Source organism: Bordetella genomosp. 5, assembly GCF_002261315.1.
Classification (GTDB): domain Bacteria; phylum Pseudomonadota; class Gammaproteobacteria; order Burkholderiales; family Burkholderiaceae_B; genus Bordetella.
Window position 1 is genome coordinate 519,444 of sequence record NZ_NEVP01000011.1, and the last position, 18,118, is coordinate 537,561.

15 protein-coding genes are annotated in these 18,118 nt (G+C 64.7%); 10 read left to right on the forward strand and 5 right to left on the reverse strand.

Features of this window, described 5'->3' with window-relative positions:
* Positions 1–28: 28 nt before the first annotated feature.
* Genes rsmA through CAL25_RS19500 form a run of 3 tightly spaced genes read right to left on the reverse strand, consistent with a single transcriptional unit; the run spans position 29 to position 4,787 of the window.
* Entirely contained in the window at positions 29–817 is a 789-nt protein-coding gene (gene rsmA / locus CAL25_RS19490; RefSeq protein WP_094803036.1) for a 16S rRNA (adenine(1518)-N(6)/adenine(1519)-N(6))-dimethyltransferase RsmA, read from the reverse strand.
* 14 nt (positions 818–831) lie between these two features.
* Positions 832–2,409, reverse strand: a complete 1,578-nt coding sequence (locus CAL25_RS19495; protein WP_094803038.1) for a peptidylprolyl isomerase — start codon at positions 2,407–2,409, stop codon at positions 832–834.
* Positions 2,406–4,787 carry an LPS-assembly protein LptD gene (locus tag CAL25_RS19500; RefSeq protein ID WP_094803040.1) on the reverse strand — a complete coding sequence of 794 codons (2,382 nt, stop codon included), beginning with the start codon at positions 4,785–4,787 and terminating at the stop codon, positions 2,406–2,408. The genes CAL25_RS19495 and CAL25_RS19500 overlap by 4 nt, the downstream gene beginning before the upstream one ends.
* Positions 4,788–4,940: 153 nt before the next feature.
* On the opposite strand from CAL25_RS19500, the gene CAL25_RS19505 reads away from it, so the two are divergent.
* The 3 genes from CAL25_RS19505 (at position 4,941) to CAL25_RS19515 (ending at position 7,597) form a co-directional block, all read left to right on the forward strand.
* Complete coding sequence (locus CAL25_RS19505) at positions 4,941–5,981, forward strand: aminoglycoside phosphotransferase family protein (protein WP_249279157.1); 1,041 nt, start codon at positions 4,941–4,943, stop codon at positions 5,979–5,981.
* 10 nt (positions 5,982–5,991) lie between these two features.
* Entirely contained in the window at positions 5,992–6,684 is a 693-nt protein-coding gene (murU, locus tag CAL25_RS19510; RefSeq protein ID WP_094803044.1) for an N-acetylmuramate alpha-1-phosphate uridylyltransferase MurU, read from the forward strand.
* Positions 6,685–6,898: 214 nt separating this feature from the next.
* Complete coding sequence (locus CAL25_RS19515; protein ID WP_170948550.1) at positions 6,899–7,597, forward strand: DUF6776 family protein; 699 nt, start codon at positions 6,899–6,901, stop codon at positions 7,595–7,597.
* 70 nt (positions 7,598–7,667) lie between these two features.
* On the opposite strand, the gene CAL25_RS19520 is transcribed toward CAL25_RS19515, so the two are convergent.
* Complete coding sequence (locus tag CAL25_RS19520; RefSeq protein WP_094803048.1) at positions 7,668–7,994, reverse strand: 4a-hydroxytetrahydrobiopterin dehydratase; 327 nt, start codon at positions 7,992–7,994, stop codon at positions 7,668–7,670.
* Positions 7,995–8,058: 64 nt separating this feature from the next.
* On the reverse strand, positions 8,059–8,718 hold the full coding sequence (locus CAL25_RS19525) for an OmpA family protein (protein ID WP_094803050.1): 660 nt from the start codon (positions 8,716–8,718) through the stop codon (positions 8,059–8,061).
* Between the two features lie 253 nt (positions 8,719–8,971).
* Between CAL25_RS19525 and CAL25_RS19530 the strand changes: the two genes are divergently transcribed.
* The 7 genes from CAL25_RS19530 (at position 8,972) to CAL25_RS19560 (ending at position 18,093) form a co-directional block, all read left to right on the forward strand.
* A complete protein-coding gene (locus CAL25_RS19530; RefSeq protein WP_094803052.1) occupies positions 8,972–10,021 on the forward strand; it encodes an NADP(H)-dependent aldo-keto reductase in 1,050 nt (349 codons plus the stop codon).
* A gap of 137 nt (positions 10,022–10,158) precedes the next feature.
* On the forward strand, positions 10,159–10,512 hold the full coding sequence (locus CAL25_RS19535) for a VOC family protein (protein ID WP_094803054.1): 354 nt from the start codon (positions 10,159–10,161) through the stop codon (positions 10,510–10,512).
* Between the two features lie 469 nt (positions 10,513–10,981).
* Positions 10,982–13,078, forward strand: a complete 2,097-nt coding sequence (locus tag CAL25_RS19540; RefSeq protein WP_141217954.1) for a methyl-accepting chemotaxis protein — start codon at positions 10,982–10,984, stop codon at positions 13,076–13,078.
* A gap of 729 nt (positions 13,079–13,807) precedes the next feature.
* A complete protein-coding gene (locus CAL25_RS19545; protein WP_094803322.1) occupies positions 13,808–14,107 on the forward strand; it encodes a helix-turn-helix transcriptional regulator in 300 nt (99 codons plus the stop codon).
* 411 nt (positions 14,108–14,518) lie between these two features.
* Positions 14,519–14,719: a hypothetical protein gene (locus CAL25_RS19550; RefSeq protein ID WP_141217955.1), complete on the forward strand. Its 201-nt coding sequence runs from the start codon at positions 14,519–14,521 to the stop codon at positions 14,717–14,719.
* The gene (locus CAL25_RS19555) at positions 14,720–16,765 is read left to right on the forward strand and encodes a type I restriction-modification system subunit M (RefSeq protein WP_094803058.1); all 2,046 of its coding nucleotides are present in this window, start codon (positions 14,720–14,722) and stop codon (positions 16,763–16,765) included. It begins immediately after the preceding gene.
* Positions 16,762–18,093, forward strand: coding sequence for a restriction endonuclease subunit S (locus CAL25_RS19560; RefSeq protein WP_094803060.1), 1,332 nt, complete (start codon positions 16,762–16,764; stop codon positions 18,091–18,093). The genes CAL25_RS19555 and CAL25_RS19560 overlap by 4 nt, the downstream gene beginning before the upstream one ends.
* Positions 18,094–18,118: the final 25 nt, after the last annotated feature.

Genomic DNA, 18,118 nt, shown 5'->3' on the forward strand with positions numbered 1-18,118 from the left:
GGCGCCTTGTGCATGCAGACAAGCCGATTCAGGCGCCGATCGCCTTGGCCGCGACGAGCGCGTCCGCGAGCGCGATGAACTGACGCACGCCGACTTCTTCGGCGCGCGCGGTGGGCGCGATACCGATCTCGTCCCAGGGCACCAGACCCGCCCAATCGCCCAGCACGCGGCGCAGCATCTTGCGCCGTTGCGAGAACGAGCGCGCCACCACGGTTTCGAACGCGGCCGCGCTGACGGGCTGCGGCCGATCGGCCGGCAGCGGCACCATGCGCACCACCGCCGACACCACGCGCGGCGGCGGATCGAAGGCCTCGGGCGGCACGTCGAACAGCTTTTCCATGCGATAGCGCGACTGCAGCATCACCGACAGGCGGCCGTAGTCGGCCTCGGAGGGTGCGGCCACCATGCGATCGATCACTTCGCGCTGAAGCATGAAATGCTGGTCGCGCACCTGATCGGCCGCCGCCATCAGATGGAACAGCAGCGGGCTGGAGATGTTGTAGGGCAGATTGCCGACCACGCGCAGCGCGCCGCCGAACTGAGCAAAGTCGACGGTCAGGGCGTCGGCCTCGACCACGGTCAGACGCTCGGGCGGATAGTGCTTGCGCAGCCGCGCGGCGAGATCGCGGTCGATCTCGACCGCGGTGAGGCGATCGAGGCGTTGCAGAAGCGGCGCGGTCAGCGCCGACAGGCCAGGGCCGATCTCGACGACGTGATCGTCACGTGCGGGCGCGATTGCCCGCACGATGGATTCGACCACGCTCTCGTCGGTCAGGAAATGCTGACCAAAGCGCTTGCGCGCCTGGTGCTGGGACATGAAGAGCTCTCGAACTAGCGGTTGTTCTGCTCGAGACGCTCACGCTTCTCGAGCCGGTTGTCGATGTAGGCCTGGCTGCGCAGCTGTTCCATCCAGTCTTCGAAGGCCGGACCCGCGCGGCGCTCGTACAGGATCTGGCGGGCACGCATGCGCTGCATTTCGTCGGCCACGTCGTGCTGACGGCGCTCGACCACCTGGATCAAGTGCCAGCCGAACGGCGACATCACCGGATGGCTGATCTGGCCGTCCTTGAGCGCGTTCATGCCGGCCTCGAAGGCGGGCACCATCTCGCCGGGATTGACCCAGCCGAGATCGCCGCCCTGCGGCGCGGTTGCGTCCTGCGAGTACTGGCGCGCCATGTCTTCGAACTTGACGCTGCCGTTCACCAGGCGCTGATAGATCTGCTCGAGGCGCTGGCGAGCCTGCTCATCCGACATCACGGTGGAGGTCTTGATGAGAATGTGGCGCGCATGGGTCTGCGTGACCTGCACCGGGCCCTGCTTGGCCAGGCCGGCGTCACGCGGCGCTTGCGGCGCCTGCTGCGGCGCGGGCTGCTGGGCCTGCTGCTGCGGTGCCGGCGCGGGTGCGCCCCCACCGGCGCGTTGCAGCACCTTGAGGATATGGAAGCCGTTGCCGCTCTGGACCAGGCCCGAGACCTGGCCCGCCGGCACCGACGCCACGGCCTTCACGAACAGATCGGGCCAGCCGTCGAGCGGACGCGCACCCATGACGCCGCCTTGCAGCGCTTCGGGGCCATCCGACGAGGCGGCGGCCACGCTGGCGAAATCGTCGCCGCGCTTCACGCGCGCCAGCAGGCCTTCGGCCTTCTTGCGCAGGGTCGCGACTTCGTCGGAGCTCGCGCCTTCGGGCACGCGCACCAGAATCTGAGCCAGCGCGATCTGCACCGGACCCGCCTGGGTCTGGGCCTGCGGCGCCGGCTGGGGCGCCTGCGGGGCCTGCTGGGCCTGGGCCGGGGCGTTCATCATCGAAGCCGGGTTGTGCTCCTGATCGCGCAGGAAGGCATCGACCTCGGCATCGGAGATGACGATGTTGGAGTCGATCGTGCGCTGGCGCAGGCGGTCCATGCGGATCTCGTCCTGTAGCGACTTGCGGTATTGATCCCAGGGGATGCCGCTCTTCTCGACTTCGCCGCGCAGTTGCACCGGCGTCATCTTGTTGCGGGCGGCCACCATATTGATCGCCTGATCGACCTGCGCGTTGTCGACGCGGATGCCGAGTCGATCGGCTTCGCCGCGCTCGAGACGCTCATAGATCAGACGCTGCAGCACCTGACGCTCGAGGTCGGCGGTGGGCGGCACCTGGATGCCGCGCTTCTTGAGGTCGGCACTGGCCTGTGCGGACGCTTCACGCACTTCGCGCATCGTGATGACGTCTTTGTTGACCACCGCGGCAATGCCGTCGACAAAGCGCTCCGACGGCGCGGGCACATTGGACGGGGCAGCGGGCGCGGCGGCGGGCGCGGCCGGGCGCGAGCCCGACTGGGCCGAGGCGGCGCCAGGCAGGGCGGCACCCAGGGCGAGCGCCAGCAGGCTGCCGCAGAAACGGCGCGACGTATGCAACCTACGCATCATTCATACCTTTCAAAAGTCGTACCCGCCTGAGTGGGCGGCGTGACCGATTGATAACCCGGAATGCTCCGGTCAAGCAGTTTGATCGGATCCGTACCGAGCGAACCGAGGCCGGTCAGCTCGAGCTGGAAAAAGATCGCGCTATTGGTGTCGTTGGCGGCGACGGCATAACGTTGGTAAACCACGCGTCCGACCCAGCAGCAATCGCCTTTGTACTCCAGACCGGCGATGGCCTGGGTGATACGGGGGCCTTCGTCCTGGCTTTCGTCACGGCGCATGGAGTAATCGACGCGACCCACACCATACCAGCGGTTGGTGAACGGCCACTGCACGCCCAGACTGACCTGGTTCTGACCTTGCGGCGAATAGATCTGATCGAGCTGCGGATCGCGCTGGTAGCGATAGGCCAGCGCGATGGTGGTCAGGCGCTGCGGCGACCACCGCGCGCTCACCAGGCCACGCGACCAGCGGTTGTCGTAGGGGTTGTACTGCGCCGCCACGTCGGTGGACAGCGTGTCGGTCAGTGCGGCGCTGGCGCCCACCAGGAAATCGGAGCGCACGTTCTCGCGCGGCGTTTCGCGCGGCAGCGTCACGCGCTGGTCTTCGAAATACAGGCGTTGGGCCACGCCCAGCGACGCGCGCTGGAAGCCGCTGTTGGCATCGAGCCAGCGCGTGGTCAGCGCCATCGTGAGCTGATTGGCGTTGGCGATGCGGTCGTAGCCGGTATAGATGTTGTCCTGGAAGGCCTGCTCGAAGCTGAAGTCGGCCAGCGAGGTGTCGTAGACCGGCAGCGCGTCCTGGTTGCGGTACGGCACGCGCAGATAGAACAGGCGCGGTTCGAGCGTCTGGGTGGAATCCTTGCCGAACAGCGTGGTGTCGCGCTCGAAGGTCATGCCGGCATCGACCGAGAAGATCGGCACGGTGCGCGACGCGCCGCGGCGGTACTCGGACAGGTTGCCCAGGCCGAACCAGTCACGGTTGTACCAGTCGGTCTGGTACTTGGCGTAGTTCAGCGCCGCCTTGGGCGTGACGTACCAGCCCGGCCGCACGACCGGGAAGGAAATCGTCGGTACCGACACCAGTCGGTCGCCCTCGGGCCCGATGCGGCCGCCCTGGAACAGCGGACGGCGGAATCGCACGGCCTGCGTGTTCCATTCGGTGTCGAAGCCGCCCAGCCAGTTGTAGCGCGCGCCGTTCAGGACCAGTTCGGGCTCTTTGTCGTACGGCGGCGCGAGCGGCGCGCCCGGATCCTGCAGGGTGCGGTACTTCAGCACCTGGGCGTAGGTATCCCAGTACGTGGAGCTCCAGCCCACCCGGCCGCGCCGGGTCAGGTAGGTCGTCGAGGCCTGATTCAGGCCGAGCGTCGACATGTCGCGGAAATAGTTGTCGTCGGAGACGTTGGCGATATCCCAGTCGGCGTAGAAGCCATTGCCGAGCAACTGGTAATGCACCGACCGGTACATCCAGCGGTCGAAGCCGGCGTCCTTGTCGTTCGACAGATAGGTGCCCTGCAGGAACCCCGAGTACGTGTTGCCGAGGTAGCGGGCTTCGCCGCCCAGCTGCATGCCGCGCTTGCCCAGGTAGCGGGGCGTGAGCGTCAGGTCATAGTTGGGCGCGAGGTTGAAATAGTAGGGCAGCGCGATGTCCAGGCCGCTCTTGCTCGAGGTGCCGTAGGTCGGCATCAGGAAGCCCGACTTGCGCTCCTTGCGGACCGGAAAGGTCAGGTAGGGCGAGGCCAGGATCGGCACGTCCTTGAAGTACAGCACGCCGTTGCGCGCCACGCCTTCGTTCTCGTCGAAGTCGATGTCGACCGTGTTGGCCTTGATGTACCACGACGGCTTCTCGCACGGGCAACCGCTGTAGGTCACCGTGGTCAGGCGCATCTGCGAACTGCTGAACAGGTCGGCGTGCTCGGCCACGGCCTTGCCGCCATTGGCGCCGATCCAGAAATTGGGCTTCTCGATCTCGCCGCTATAGGTATTGACGTTCATCCGGGCCGAGGGGCCCGTGATCAGGGTGCCGTCGCGCATCATGCGCGCGCTGCCCTGGATATCGATGTCGCCGGTCTCGTGCTGATAATTGATGCGATCGCCCTTGATCACGCCATCGATGCGGCGGACCTGGGCGTTGCCCGTCATGGTGACTTCGGAGGAGGGATCCCCCTGGATGTCATCGGCTTCCATGAAGGCCGGCACCGCGTCGTCGGTCATGCGGCGTTCGCGCAGCCGGCTGTCCTGGCGCAATCCGGATTCGATGCGTGGGCTGGCCGTGAGACGGGGTTCGGCGGCGGTTGCCGGCTTGACGTTGTCCTGAGTGCCCTGGGCGTGGACGGCCCCGGCAACGCCGAGAGCAGAGAGGATCAACCACCTGACCATTTGCACGAGTCGAAAACCTTGTGACAGAGAATACCCGCCCGCCACAAGGCGGCCACCGGGGCTGGAATGACCCGGTATTATAGAGAAGCCGCGCGACCCCCGGCCTACGGGATTTCGCGCGTCCCGAAATTGCCCCCTGCTCCCTCTAGAGACGGCTCCTTGAACACCCCCGACGATCCCCGCCTGGCGCTGTTGCGCGCCTGGTTGCAAAGCCTGCCCGCCGACCTCGGCCTGCACCTCGACACCCTGGCGCCCGCTTCCGCCGACGCCAGTTTCCGCCGCTACTTCCGCCTGCAGGCCGCCGCCGGCACCCTCGTGGTGATGGACGCGCCCCCGCCCCACGAAGACGTGCGGCCGTTCGTGCACGTCGACGGATTGCTGCTCGAGGCCGGCCTGAACGTGCCGCGCATCCTGGCGCAGGATGCCGGCCAGGGCTTCCTGCTCCTGACCGACCTCGGCCGCGACACCTACTACCACCGCATCCAGGCCGGCATCGACGATCGCCAGTTACAGGCGCTCTACCGCGACGCCCTGGCCGCGCTGGTCAAGCTGCAGCAGGCCGCCACCACCGGCCTGGCCACCTACGACACGGCGCGCCTGCGCGACGAGCTCACGCTGTTTCCGCAGTGGTACGTGGGCGTGCACCACGGCGTGACGCTCGACGAACGCACCACGGCCGCGCTCGAGCAGATCTTCACGCTGCTGTCGCAGACCAACGGCAGCCAGCCCACGGTACTGGTGCATCGCGACTATCACTCGCCCAACCTGATGGTCTGCGACGAGGCGGCCTACGGTCCCAATCCGGGGGTCCTCGACTTCCAGGACGCGCTGGCCGGCCCGATCACCTACGACCTGGCCTCGCTCGTGACCGACGCCCGCACCACCTGGGAAGAGCCGCAACAGCTCGACTGGGCGATCCGCTACTGGGAGCTGGCGCGCGCCGCCGGCCTGCCCGTCGACCCGGATTTCGCCGAGTTCCATCGCGCCTACGAATGGATGAGCCTGCAGCGCAACCTGCGCATCATGGGCGTGTTCGCGCGGCTCAACCACCGCGATGGCAAGGCGCACTACCTGGCCCACATGCCGCGCATGAACGCCTATGTGCGTCAGGTCGCGCAGCGTTATGGCGTCTTCACGCCGCTGCTGCGCCTGCTCGACAAGCTCGATGACCGCGAGGTCAAGGTCGGCTACACCTTCTGAGGGATCCCGGATGCGCGCGATGATTCTTGCGGCCGGGCGCGGGGAGCGCATGCGCCCCCTCACCGACCACACCCCCAAACCCCTGCTCGAGGTCGCCGGCAAGCCGCTGATCGTCTGGCATCTCGAGCGGCTGGCGGCGGCGGGATTGCGCGATGTCGTGATCAATCACGCCTGGCTGGGCGCCCAGGTCGAAGCCCGCCTGGGCGACGGCACGCTCTGGGGCGTGCGCATCCGCTACTCGGCCGAAGCGGCAGCGCTCGAGACCGCCGGAGGCATCGTCCAGGCGCTGCCGCTGCTCGGAACGGAGCCGTTCCTGGTGATCAACGGCGACGTCTGGTGCGACTGGGATCCGGCGGAGGCCGCGCCGCGTGCGCAGGCCCTGCGCGCCCGGGGCGATCAGGCCTGGCTGCTGCTGGTCGACAACCCGCCGCAGCATCCGCACGGGGATTTCGCCCTGGCGGACGGACGCGTCGCCGACGCGCCCGCGACCGAGCCCCGTTTGACCTATGCCGGCATCGGCATCTACGATCCGGCCATGTTTGCCGGACTCGAGGCGGGCGTCGCCGCGCCGCTGGCGCCGCTGATGCGCGCGGCCATGGGTCGCGGGCAGGTGGGCGGCGCCCGTCATCCGGGCCGCTGGACCGACGTCGGCACCCCGGAGCGTCTCGCCCAACTCGACAGCGCACTGCGCACGGCGCCTTGATCGGCCGGTGTGTCGTGACGCACTGGGCTGCTTTTTGTCCCAGATCGGCTACGTACGTCCCGTATTTCACGGTATCTACGTAAGAAACCAGAATTGTCAGATGAAGACCCGGGCCCCGCCTCGCGGTATCCTCTGGCACTTTATCGAAATCGCCGGCACCGCGAACCTCGCGGCCACGGCGGACACGCATTGAAGGAAGTTTGCTCGCATGGGGATGTTCGGACGCTCGCAACGATCGGTTTTCAAGCCATCGGTCTATCAACCTGGCAAGCGTCAGCGCCGCATGCCGCGCTGGCTGGTGCTGCTGCTGGTGGGCATCGGCCTCGGTGCGGGCGGCGTGCTGTTCCTGCAGACCAACTACGGTCCGCAACGCCTGACCGTCGAGCAATCCGAGCAGTTGCACACCGAGCTGAGCGCGTCGAACGTCGAGCGCCAGCGCCTGCAGGCGCAGCTCGACGAGGCCATCACCCAGCGTGACAACAACAAAAGCACCCACGAAACGCTGACCACGGACCTGGGCAAGGCCAAGAGCCGCATCGAAGAGCTGAACCAGGAGCTCGTGCTGTTCCAGGACGCCATGCCGCCGGATCCGCGCGGCGGCGACATCGGCGTACGCGCCGCGTCGTTCCGCAAACAGCCGGGCGGGCTCGCCTATCAGATCCTCGTGATGCGCGAGAACGTCACCGACAACACGTTCAAGGGCAAGGTCGAACTCGACATCGACGGCACGTATTCCAACGGCCGGCGTGATCGCGTCAAATCCGATCCGATGCCGCTCAACCTGTCCCGCTACGATCACGCGCAAGGCGTGATGCCGCTGCCCGACAACTACAACGCGCGCACCGTCACGATCCGCGTGCTCGATGCGCAGGACAAGCAGGTCGCCATCCGCATCTACAACGTGCGCGGCTGACCTCCGGTCCCCACGACAAAAAGCCCGGCTCGCCGGGCTTTTTGCTTTTCAGGCGACGGGCGCGCCGCGCTCAGTCGGGTACCGCCAGGCCCACGCCGCCCAGGCGCGCGGCGGCCTCATCCATGAATTGCGCCATGCGCACGTCGAGCTCGGTCACGCCGCCGGCTTCGTGCGTGGTCAGCAGCACGTCGACGCGGTTGTAGACGTTGCGCCATTCGGGATGGTGATCGAGGCGCTCGGCGAACAGCGCCACATGGGTCATGAAGCCGAAAGCCTGGTTGAAGCTCTCGAAGCGGTAACGCTTCTGCAGCGCGTCGCGGGTGGGATGCGCCTGCCAGCCCGTCAGGGCGGGCAGCGCGTAGGCGGCGCCGATCGGCGCGGGAGGCAGCATGCTCATGGCGGCTCCTGGCGTGGTGATTCGAACTTCATGTTACGCCATCGGCCGCCACGATTTAGCCGCGTTATTGCTTGACCGCGTACAGATAGACTTCGACGCGGCGATTGAGCGCACGGCCCTCGGGCGTGTTGTTGTCGCCGATGGCATCGTTCGGACCGCGGCCCTCGACGTTCATGCGGTTCTGCGCCACGCCCTTCTGACCCAGGTAATCGGTCACGGCGCGTGCGCGATTGACCGACAGCGTCTGGTTATGCGCCAGCGCGCCGGTGCTGTCGGTGTGGCCGACGACCTTGGTGCGCAGTTCCGGATGCTGGGCCAGGGCCCGTGCCACGCTGTCGAGCACCGGCAGCATCACGGGCTTGAGCACGTACTTGTCGGTGTCGAACGACGCATTGCCCGGCAGATTGACCTTGAGCGTGCCGTCCGGCATCTCGACCACATCCACGCCGAGCGAGGCCGCGCCGGACTGCTGGGCCGACTGCTGCACGTCGTCTCGCACCGCCTTCCAGTTGTAGCCGACGAGGCCGCCCGCCACCGCGCCGATGCCGGCGCCGATCGCCGCGCCCTTGCCCTGACCGATCAACGCACCGATGCCCGCGCCCACGGCGGCGCCCGCGCCCGTGCCGACGGCGGTGTTGGTCTGTTGCGGAGTGGCGCAACCCGCCAGCAGCGCGCCTGCCACGCCGATGACGGCGACGCGTCCAAGTATTGTTTTTGCTCGCATGACGACCTCCTCGGGTAATAACCGGCATATGCCGGCCGGATCATCCTAGCAAGCGGCGTGTGTCTGGCCAGCGACAATTTGTAGCCGCACCATCGCAGACTTGCGAGCATCCATGGCGAACTGTCGGCACGCTTAAACCCCTGCGCCGCGTGGCGCAAGGACCGGAACGGCGCCTCATGGCGAGTAAGATCGGGTCCACGCGACGGGGCCCGGCGGGCCTCGCCTCCCCTTCTTCGCATTACGGAGCATCGACTTGAAATACCGCAAACTCGGCCGCACCGACCTCGAGGTGAGCCTCATCGGCCTGGGCACCATGACCTGGGGCGAACAGAACACCGAGGCAGAAGCGCACGAACAGCTCGATTACGCCCTGTCGCGCGGCGTGAACCTGGTGGATACCGCCGAGATGTATCCGGTGCCGCCCAAGCCCGAGACCCAGGGCCGCACCGAGGCCTACATCGGCACCTGGCTGGCCAAGACCGGCCGCCGCAAGGACATCGTGCTGGCGAGCAAAGTCGCCGGCCCGGTCCGCGACCCCAAGCGCCCCGGCCATATCCGCGACGGCAAGACCTACCTCGACCGCAAGAACCTGACCGAAGCACTCGACGCCAGTCTCAAGCGCCTGCAGACGGACTACCTCGATCTGTACCAGCTGCACTGGCCCGATCGCACTACCACCACCTTCGGCCGCCCCTACTACCCCTACGTCGACGACGAGCACACCGTGCCGATCGCCGAAACGCTCGAGGTCCTGCAGGACTTCGTGCGCCAGGGCAAGGTCCGCCACATCGGCGTCTCCAACGAAACGCCGTGGGGCGTGGCGCAGTTCCTCAAGCACGCCGAGGTGGACAAGCTGCCGCGCATCGCCTCGATCCAGAATCCCTACAGCCTGCTCAACCGCACCTATGAGCTGGGCCTGTCCGAGTTCAGCCATCACGAAGACGTGGGCCTGCTGGCCTACTCGCCGCTGGCCATGGGCATGCTCTGCGGCAAGTACCTCGACGGCGCCAAGCCGGCGGGCGCGCGCCTCACGCTGTTCACGCGCTTTACCCGCTACAGCAACCCGGAGAGCGAAGCCGCCACGCGCGACTACGTCGAACTGGCCCGTGCGCGCGGCCTGTCGCCCACGCACCTGGCGCTGGCCTTCGTGAACGAGCGCCCGTTCGTCACGAGCAACCTGATCGGCGCCACGAACCTGGAACAGCTCAAGGAAAACATCGACAGCGTCGATGTCGGCATCGACGAAGACCTCTGGAAGGCCATCGACGAGATCCACACGCGCCATCCCAACCCGGCGCCCTGAGACGGGTTTCCGAAACGCGGCCGGATAGCTCATCGCGCCGCGTTTCGCCGACCGGCGCTTCCGGGCCGGGCCGCGCCGCGGCCAGGCCCGGGCCTGTCGTGCTTCAATGGCGTCCTTTCCTATCACCAGGACACACCATGAGCCAGGCCGGCCCCGACCGTCAGATCGACAACATCGAATTCAACGTCACCGATATCGCGCGCAGCAAGGCGTTCTACGGCGCGGCGTTCGGCTGGAGCTTCATCGACTTCGGGCCGACCTACACCGAGTTCAACGACGGCCGTCTCAAGGGCGGCTTCACCACTGGTGAACCGGTGCGCCCGGGTGGCCCGCTGGTCATTCTGTACGCCGACGATCTGGACGCGACGCAGCAGCGCCTGGTAGCCGCCGGCGCCACGATCAGCCGCGCGGTCTTCGCATTCCCGGGTGGCCGCCGCTTCCATTTCATCGATCCCGACGGCTACGAACTGGCCGTCTGGACGGCGGCTTAGGGTCCTCCGCCGCCGCGGCGCCCGCCGAAAGATTTTGCTCGCGCGGCTTTCGGGCGCGCCTGCGCGGGGCGCTGCGTTGGAGCCGCGAACGCCTGCCGAAAGGTTCCGCTCGCGCGGCTTTCGGACTCGTCATTGCGGAGGGCCGCATCTGGCGGAGCCGCGAACGCCCGTCGTCCGGCTCCAAGCGGTCTGCGCCCCCGATGCTGCAACGCAGCAATTCCATGCCGGCGCCGGTCTGGTTGCGCGCTTTCGGTCGCTCGCCCCTCCCCGGGTCTCTCCCGACCCTAGAGTCGCTTGATATCAGGGGCTTAGCCGCTTTGGACTAGGGTAATCCCGAATATCGGGACGACGCCAATGCAAAGGCATCCGATACGGCTTTTTCGCCCGGAGTTCCGCATATTGCATTGCGACATCCTGTGCTCTAGTGCTCGGGTAGCGGCGCATTCCGCGCCCCCATCGCATGTCCATCATGTCCAAACTCAAAAATCTCTCGCTCCGGAGCAGCCTGATTGCCCTGGTGCTGTTCTTCATCGTGACGCTGTTGGCCGTCGGCGCCATCGCCATGCAGCAGCTCTGGAGCATCAGTCAGAAGCAGCGCGCCATGTACACCGAGACCGTGATGCCGCTGCGCGTGGTGGTCGACGCCGCCCGCCAGGGCGCCACGCACTTCCGGCGCATGTATGTCTATATCTGGAACACGGACCCGCAGGCGCGGCAGAACGAGCTCCGGCTGAACGAGGACTCGGAGAAGTCGGTGCTGCAGGCGCGCGACCGCCTCCTGCAGGAACAGGATCCCGCGCTGCGCGCGCTGGGCGGCAGACTCGCCGACACCTGGACGCGCTACAAGGCCGCCGTGAACAACGTGAAGGGTCTCGCGGATCGCAACGACCCAACCGCCATGACCGTGCTGCACAAGGACTCGGCCGAACTGCATGTGGCCGCGCGCAACATCCTGATGGAAGCGGCCAAGCGCCAGGAAGAGCTGGCGCATCTCGACACCGAAGACGCGGCCGCTGCCGTCGAGCGCACGTTCTGGACGCTCACCGCCCTCATCGTGCTGTGCGCGCTGATCGGCATGATTCTCGGCCTGTCGCTGGTGCGCTCCGTCATGCGCCGCCTCGGCGGCGAGCCCGCCTACGCCGCGCGGATCGCGCAGGAAGTGGCCAAGGGCAACCTGGGCGTGCGCGTCCAACGCCGCGACGGCGACGACACCAGCGTTCTGGCAAACATGGAGGCCATGCGCGCCAACCTGGCCCGCCTCGTGAGCCAGGTGCGCCAGACCAGCGAATCGATCGCCACCGGCGCCACGCAGATCTCCACCGGCAACAGCGACCTGAGCCAGCGCACCGAAGAGCAGGCAGCCAACGTCGAAGAGACGGCCGCCTCGATGGAGCAGATGAACGCCACCATCAAACAGAATCTTGACTCGGTCCAGACCGCGACCCAGCTGGCCGGCTCCGCCAGCCAGGCCGCCGCGCGCGGCGGCGAGGTGGTCGGCAATGTCGTGAGCACGATGGATCAGATCTCGGCCAGCTCGCGCAAGATCGTCGACATCATCGCGGTGATCGACTCGATCGCGTTCCAGACCAACATCCTGGCGCTCAACGCCGCGGTCGAAGCCGCGCGCGCCGGCGAACAGGGCCGCGGCTTTGCCGTGGTGGCGAGCGAAGTGCGCGCGCTGGCCCAGCGCAGCGCCGGCGCCGCCAAGGAGATCAAGCAGCTGATCGGCGACAGCGTGGGCAACGTCCAGACCGGCTCGCAGCTCGTGTCCGAAGCCGGCAGCACCATGACCGACATCGTGACCCAGGTGCGCCGCGTGGCGGACCTGATCGGCGAAATCGGCGCCGCGGCCCAGGAACAGGGCCAGGGCATCTCGCAGGTCAGCGACGCCATCAACCAGCTCGACCAGACCACGCAGCAGAACGCCGCCCTCGTCGAAGAATCCGCCGCGGCCGCCGCCAGCCTCAACGAACAGGCCGCCACGCTGGTGAAGCTGGTCAGCGTGTTCCAGCTGGGCAGCGAAGAAAGCGCGGCGTCGCATGCCGCGCCCGCAACGACGCCTGGCGCCGTGCACGCACCGCGGCAGCCCCACGCCCGCCCCGCGGCCACTTCCCCCGCTCACGCGCCCGCTCAGGCCCCCGCACGCGTCTCCGCGTCGGCACCGGCCGCCGCGGTACCGACCGCCGCGGCATCGGCCGCCGCGGCATCGGCTGGGTCGGCTGGGTCGGCTGGGCCGGCTGGGTCGGCCGGCGCAGCTTCCGCTGCCGCACCTCTGGCAGGCACCGCTTCGGCAGGCGCATCGCAGACCGGCGGAGCGTCGGCCGCCGCAACATCGGCCGCAGCAACATCGACTCCCGCCGCACCGACCGCATCGGCACAGGCCGCGCCTCGCGTGGCCGCCCCCGCACGCGCCACGGCGCGCCCGGCCACGCCGAAGACCGCCGCCGGCCGCGCCGCCAGCGCCACCGACGCCCGCACGCCGCGCCGTCCGCGCCCCTCCGTCAGCGCGCCGCCTCCCCCCGCCCCGCGCGGCAAGCCGGCCGAAGACGATTGGGAAAGCTTCTGACGCATCGGGCGCCCGATGGAGGCCGCGCAGCCCGCCTCCATCGGCAAGTTGGCGAGAACGCCCTCTCACGGCCTTGCGCCGCGTTCAGCGCGTGATGGTCGCCCCAACCTGCGCCGACACGCCAATAGCAATAAGCCTCCCGCACGCGGGAGGCTTATTTTTTTGCGGCTGGCATGCGCATGCATGATGGCGCAGGAAAGACGCGCCCCTGAAGACGCTGGCATGCGCGTGCCTGATGGCGCGGGAAACGCGCGTCTCTGAAGACGCTGGCCATGCGCGCCCCTGGTGGCGCTGGCAATGCGCTTCATTGGCGACGCCCACGCACATCCGCGATCCTCAACGCAGCGAGACCCAAGCAGCACCCGATCAACGAGACCAATGCAAAAAGCCCACCGTTGCCGGTGGGCTTTTTGATCGAGGGTGACCTCGAGAATTCTGGTGGGCTGTGAGTGGCTCGAACACTCGACCTACGGATTAAGAGTCCGTTTTAGGGGTGTTTTGCCATGGGCAGACCAACATGAATATCTAGAAAAATCATGAGCTTAGCTTACCGGAACTTACCGCGACTTAACGCACTTTACTGCGGTCAGTGCGTTAAAAGTGCGGTCAATTTCGATGGCGCCGACGCGGATTGTACGGCCTACCGGGAGGTACTGCCAGGCGGCCATGGCTGCCCTTCCCTGTCTATACTTTTTGCTGGCATGTGCCAGTGCCTTCGCGAAAGTAAAGATGGACAAACTTCTTACCTCCGATCAACTGGCCGCCGTCCTGGGCTTGTCTGTGCAGACCTTGTACAACCGACGCACGCGCGGAGAGCCCCTCCCTCCTTGTGTGAAAGTTGGCAGACTGCTGCGCTACGAACAAGCGGAGGTGCATACTTGGTTGGTATCACAGCGCGAAGCTCAGCAAGCCCAACAAGTAGCGCTTGCCACACCTGAACCAACAGCTGCGCCACAGGTTGCACGCCGACGTGGGCGGCCAACCAAGGCTGAACAGCATCAACGACGGCAGCTGGCAAGGCAAGATTAGACGTTGAGTCATAAATCGCCCAAAAAGTCCCCCATTGCATGGTGTTCTTGCCCGTCACATACTCGGTTCTGTACCCGATTTTGGAAAAACAAGCCTAGGATCCGCCTCAACCGCATCGTACCGCCCTCCGAGCGACCGCGTGGAGGGCGGAGAATGTCACTTTACCGAGACGCTCGACACCCATCTCGACAATCCATCCAGGCTCGCTAGAGCTGTAGCGACTGCCCAGACCGACATGCACTGCCCTTACCTTAAAGGACAGATTTCCTGCCTCCGCTCCCAAGCAATACGGGGCTGACAGCAACACGCCACACGGCCGCACTTAATTTGTCGTGACAACCCCAATTTGACGGCACCGAATCGCAAATGATACCTTTTGCAATACAAACGATTGCGAATGGTATAGCCTTCATGACCCAGCCCAAATCCGCGCTTATGTCCTTGCGTATGACACCTCAAGGCAAAGCGCTGCTTGCCTTGTGCGCGCAACATGAGCACCGCAGCATGGCTTCGATGATGGAGCACATGGTGCACACCTATGCCGCAAGCCATGGCATCGCCTTGCCAGCAGCCGAGCCCGAGCTCAACAAGAACACAACCAAGAAGCTTTGAATGTCCAAGTTAGCCGACCTCATCTGGAAGAATGCCGAACTACTGCGCGGCGCCTACAAGGAAAACGAATACCGCAAGGTCATCCTGCCGTTCACCATCCTGCGTCGCCTAGATTGCGTCTTGCAGCCCACCCGTGAGGCCGTTCGGGCTAGATATGCCGCCGTACGAAGCAAGGGCTACGACTTGGACAAGATGCTGACGCCCGTCAGTGGCTATCCGTTCTTCAACACGTCCTCCTTCACCCTTCCCAACATCGCAGAGACTCCAGATGACGTCCGCGACAACCTGGAAGCGATGATCAATGGCTTCTCGCAGAATGTGCGCGACATCTTCGACAAGTTCGAATTCGCTGCCACCCTGGACAAACTGGCAGAGAAAAATCGTCTGTACCTCGTAGTCCAGCGTTTTGCAGAAACAGACCTTGACCCAGCCACCGTGACGAACCACGACATGGGGCAGGCATTCGAAGAGCTGCTGCGAAAGTTCAACGACGTCTCCCCTGCTGGCGAGCAATACACCCCTCGCGATGTAATTGAGCTCATGGTAACGCTGCTTTTCAGCGGCGACGACGAGGCGCTGTCCGTTCCTGGGGTGATACGCACCATGTACGACCCCACCGCAGGCACCGGGGGCATTTTAAGTGTGGCCGAAGAGCACCTACGCAAGTTCAACGACCGTGCCACCCTGAAACTGTTTGGGCAGGAGCTGGAAGACGAGACCTACGCCATCTGCAAGGCCGACATGCTCATCCGCGGTCAAAACCCAGCAGACATCAAGAGCGGCGACACGCTGGCCAACGATCTTCACCCAGACAAGACCTTTGAATACCAGGCAGCCAATCCGCCCTACGGCGTGGAGTGGAAGCCGGCTGAAGCCGCCGTCAAGAAAGAACACGCCAAAGGGGCTGCTGGACGTTTCGGTCCTGGCCTGCCCGCCATCCGCGATGGGCAAATGCTGTTTTCCCTGCACCTACTGTCCAAAATGCAGCCCGTAGTTGCTGGCAAGGGCGGCGGGCGCATCGGCGTGGTGCACAACGGCTCCCCGCTCTTCACCGGCGACGCAGGCAGCGGCGAGAGCGAAATCCGCCGCCACATCTTAGAGCATGACTACCTCGATTGCATCGTCGCACTACCCACGGACATGTTCTACAACACCAACATCACCACCTATCTGTGGTTCATGACGAACCGCAAGCCCGCTGACCGCAAGGGCAAGGTTCTGCTGATCGATGCCACCGCCATGAGTGTGCTGATGAAGAAGAACCTGGGCAAGAAGCGCCGTGAGTTCACCGCCGACTGTGTGGAACGCATCACCAAAGCCTATGCCGACTTCAAAGCCATGGAATGGTCAGAAGATCCCGAAGGAAAAAGTGGTCGTGTGCTCAAAGCCAAGGTATTTGACCACGAGCACTTCTTCTATCGCCGCGTCACCATTGAACGGCCCTTGCGCATGCGCTTCCAGATTGAGCTTCAACGCTGGGTTGATTTGGGCTACGACACAGCCGCCGCCAAACTTACTCAGGACCAATCGATCCTGTTGTCCGAAGCAGTGAATCGCATGGACAACGACGTGATCTACAGGGACGCGGAGTCATTTCGTTCCGCGCTGCATGCAGCAGCCGAAGCTGCTGCAAACGAACTGGAGTTGACAGGAAAGGCCGCCAAGCTTACAGCCAAGACCGTAGAACTGGCTCGCAAATACTTCGGCACCAAGGACAAAGATGCCGAGCCGACCACCAACGAAAAGGGCGAAGTTCTGAGTGACTCCGAACTGCGCGATGCCGAATACGTGCCCTTCAACGACGATATCGAAGCGTACTTTGACAAAGAGGTACGCCCCCACTGGCCAGACGCGTGGATCAACTACGACGTGAAGGACTCTGCGGACGGAAAGACAGGTATGGTGGGCACCGAAATCAACTTCAATCGCGAGTTCTACGTGTACACGCCTCCGCGCAGCCGTGAAGCCATTGCAGCGGATATCGAGGCCAAGGAGCACAAGTTCATGGAACTGCTGCGAGGCATTAAGGGCGAAGTTTGCCCATGAAGCCGTACGCGAGCTACAAGCCTTCGGGCGTACCGTGGTTGGGGGATGTTCCGAGTGATTGGACCGTTGAGAAGTTGAAGTTCTTTGCCAAATTCGTTGGCGGAGGCACCCCAAGCAAGGATGAGCCAATTTACTGGGGCGGCGAAATTCCATGGGTTTCACCAAAGGATATGAAGCAGCCCCTTATCAGGGAGACTGAGGACTACATCACTTCCGAAGGACTTGGGAATAGCCCCTGCGCGTTGATCCCCCCATCGTCCGTACTAACGGTGGTACGTTCAGGCATTCTGCAACACACCATCCCAGTAGCTATCAATACCGTTCCGGTTACGTTGAATCAGGATATGAAAGCGCTCATTCCGGATGGCAGGATGGATAGCCGATATCTCGCGTACCAGATTGAGGGATGCCAGAAGGAACTACGAGATGAGTGGGTTAAGCAAGGGGCAACCGTCGAGAGTATTGAACATCAGCGAATGGTTGATTCGCGTTTGGCTGTTCCATCCCCGGATGAGCAGCAAGCCATTGCCGACTATCTTGATGCCGAAATTGCTCGCATCGACACCCTGCTTCATGAGAAGGATGAACTGATCGGGTTGTTGCGGGAGGCCCGGTCCAGTCGTATCAGCGAGTTGGTTTCTGGCGATGGCCTGACCGGTGCTCCCACGGGCAACCCCTGGGCACCCCACCTTCCGGAGGGCTGGGAATTAAAGCGGCTAAAACACCTTGCCCAAGTGCGCTCGGGTTTGGCCAAGGGCAAGAACAACGGCAGCAATCCAACGGTGGAACTGCCGTATTTGCGAGTTGCCAACGTACAGGAAGGGAGCCTTGATTTGCGCGAAATCTCAACCATGCCGGTTGAGGTGGATGCCGTGGAGCGCTTTTCCCTGATGGAAGGTGACGTACTCATGAATGAAGGCGGCGACTACGACAAGGTTGGGCGCGGGGCGGTCTGGACGGGCGAAATTTCCCCGTGTCTGCATCAGAACCATGTCTTTGCCGTGCGACCGGTGGAGCGCAGCTTGTCCGAATGGCTGTCAGCCATCACCCAAACGCGGTACGCGAAGTTCTATTTCATGAACAACGCCAAGCAGAGCACCAATCTGGCATCCATCAGTCAGGCAAACGTGAAGGAGCTGCCCATCCTGCTGCCGCCCAAGGACCAGCGCAAGGCACTGCTTAAAAAGCTAGGGGCGGAGTTGGCGGCATTTGACGACCTCATCGCCCACACCAACGACGAAATCACGCTGCTGAAAGAACTCCGGGCCGCGACCATCGCAGACGCAGTGCTAGGACGCATCGACGTTCGTACCGCAACGCAGCAATAACAACAGAGAAAAATACGAGAGGGAC

Coding starts and splice junctions, on each gene's coding strand:
- CAL25_RS19540 (WP_141217954.1), top strand. CDS start 10,982: ATGTCCAAACTCAAAAATCTCTCGCTCCGGAGCAGCCTGATTGCCCTG.
- CAL25_RS19555 (WP_094803058.1), top strand. CDS start 14,720: ATGTCCAAGTTAGCCGACCTCATCTGGAAGAATGCCGAACTACTGCGC.
- rsmA (WP_094803036.1), bottom strand. CDS start 817: ATGTCCCAGCACCAGGCGCGCAAGCGCTTTGGTCAGCATTTCCTGACC.
- CAL25_RS19560 (WP_094803060.1), top strand. CDS start 16,762: ATGAAGCCGTACGCGAGCTACAAGCCTTCGGGCGTACCGTGGTTGGGG.
- CAL25_RS19520 (WP_094803048.1), bottom strand. CDS start 7,994: ATGAGCATGCTGCCTCCCGCGCCGATCGGCGCCGCCTACGCGCTGCCC.
- CAL25_RS19535 (WP_094803054.1), top strand. CDS start 10,159: ATGAGCCAGGCCGGCCCCGACCGTCAGATCGACAACATCGAATTCAAC.
- CAL25_RS19525 (WP_094803050.1), bottom strand. CDS start 8,718: ATGCGAGCAAAAACAATACTTGGACGCGTCGCCGTCATCGGCGTGGCA.
- murU (WP_094803044.1), top strand. CDS start 5,992: ATGCGCGCGATGATTCTTGCGGCCGGGCGCGGGGAGCGCATGCGCCCC.
- CAL25_RS19545 (WP_094803322.1), top strand. CDS start 13,808: ATGGACAAACTTCTTACCTCCGATCAACTGGCCGCCGTCCTGGGCTTG.
- CAL25_RS19515 (WP_170948550.1), top strand. CDS start 6,899: ATGTTCGGACGCTCGCAACGATCGGTTTTCAAGCCATCGGTCTATCAA.
- CAL25_RS19495 (WP_094803038.1), bottom strand. CDS start 2,409: ATGATGCGTAGGTTGCATACGTCGCGCCGTTTCTGCGGCAGCCTGCTG.
- CAL25_RS19550 (WP_141217955.1), top strand. CDS start 14,519: ATGACCCAGCCCAAATCCGCGCTTATGTCCTTGCGTATGACACCTCAA.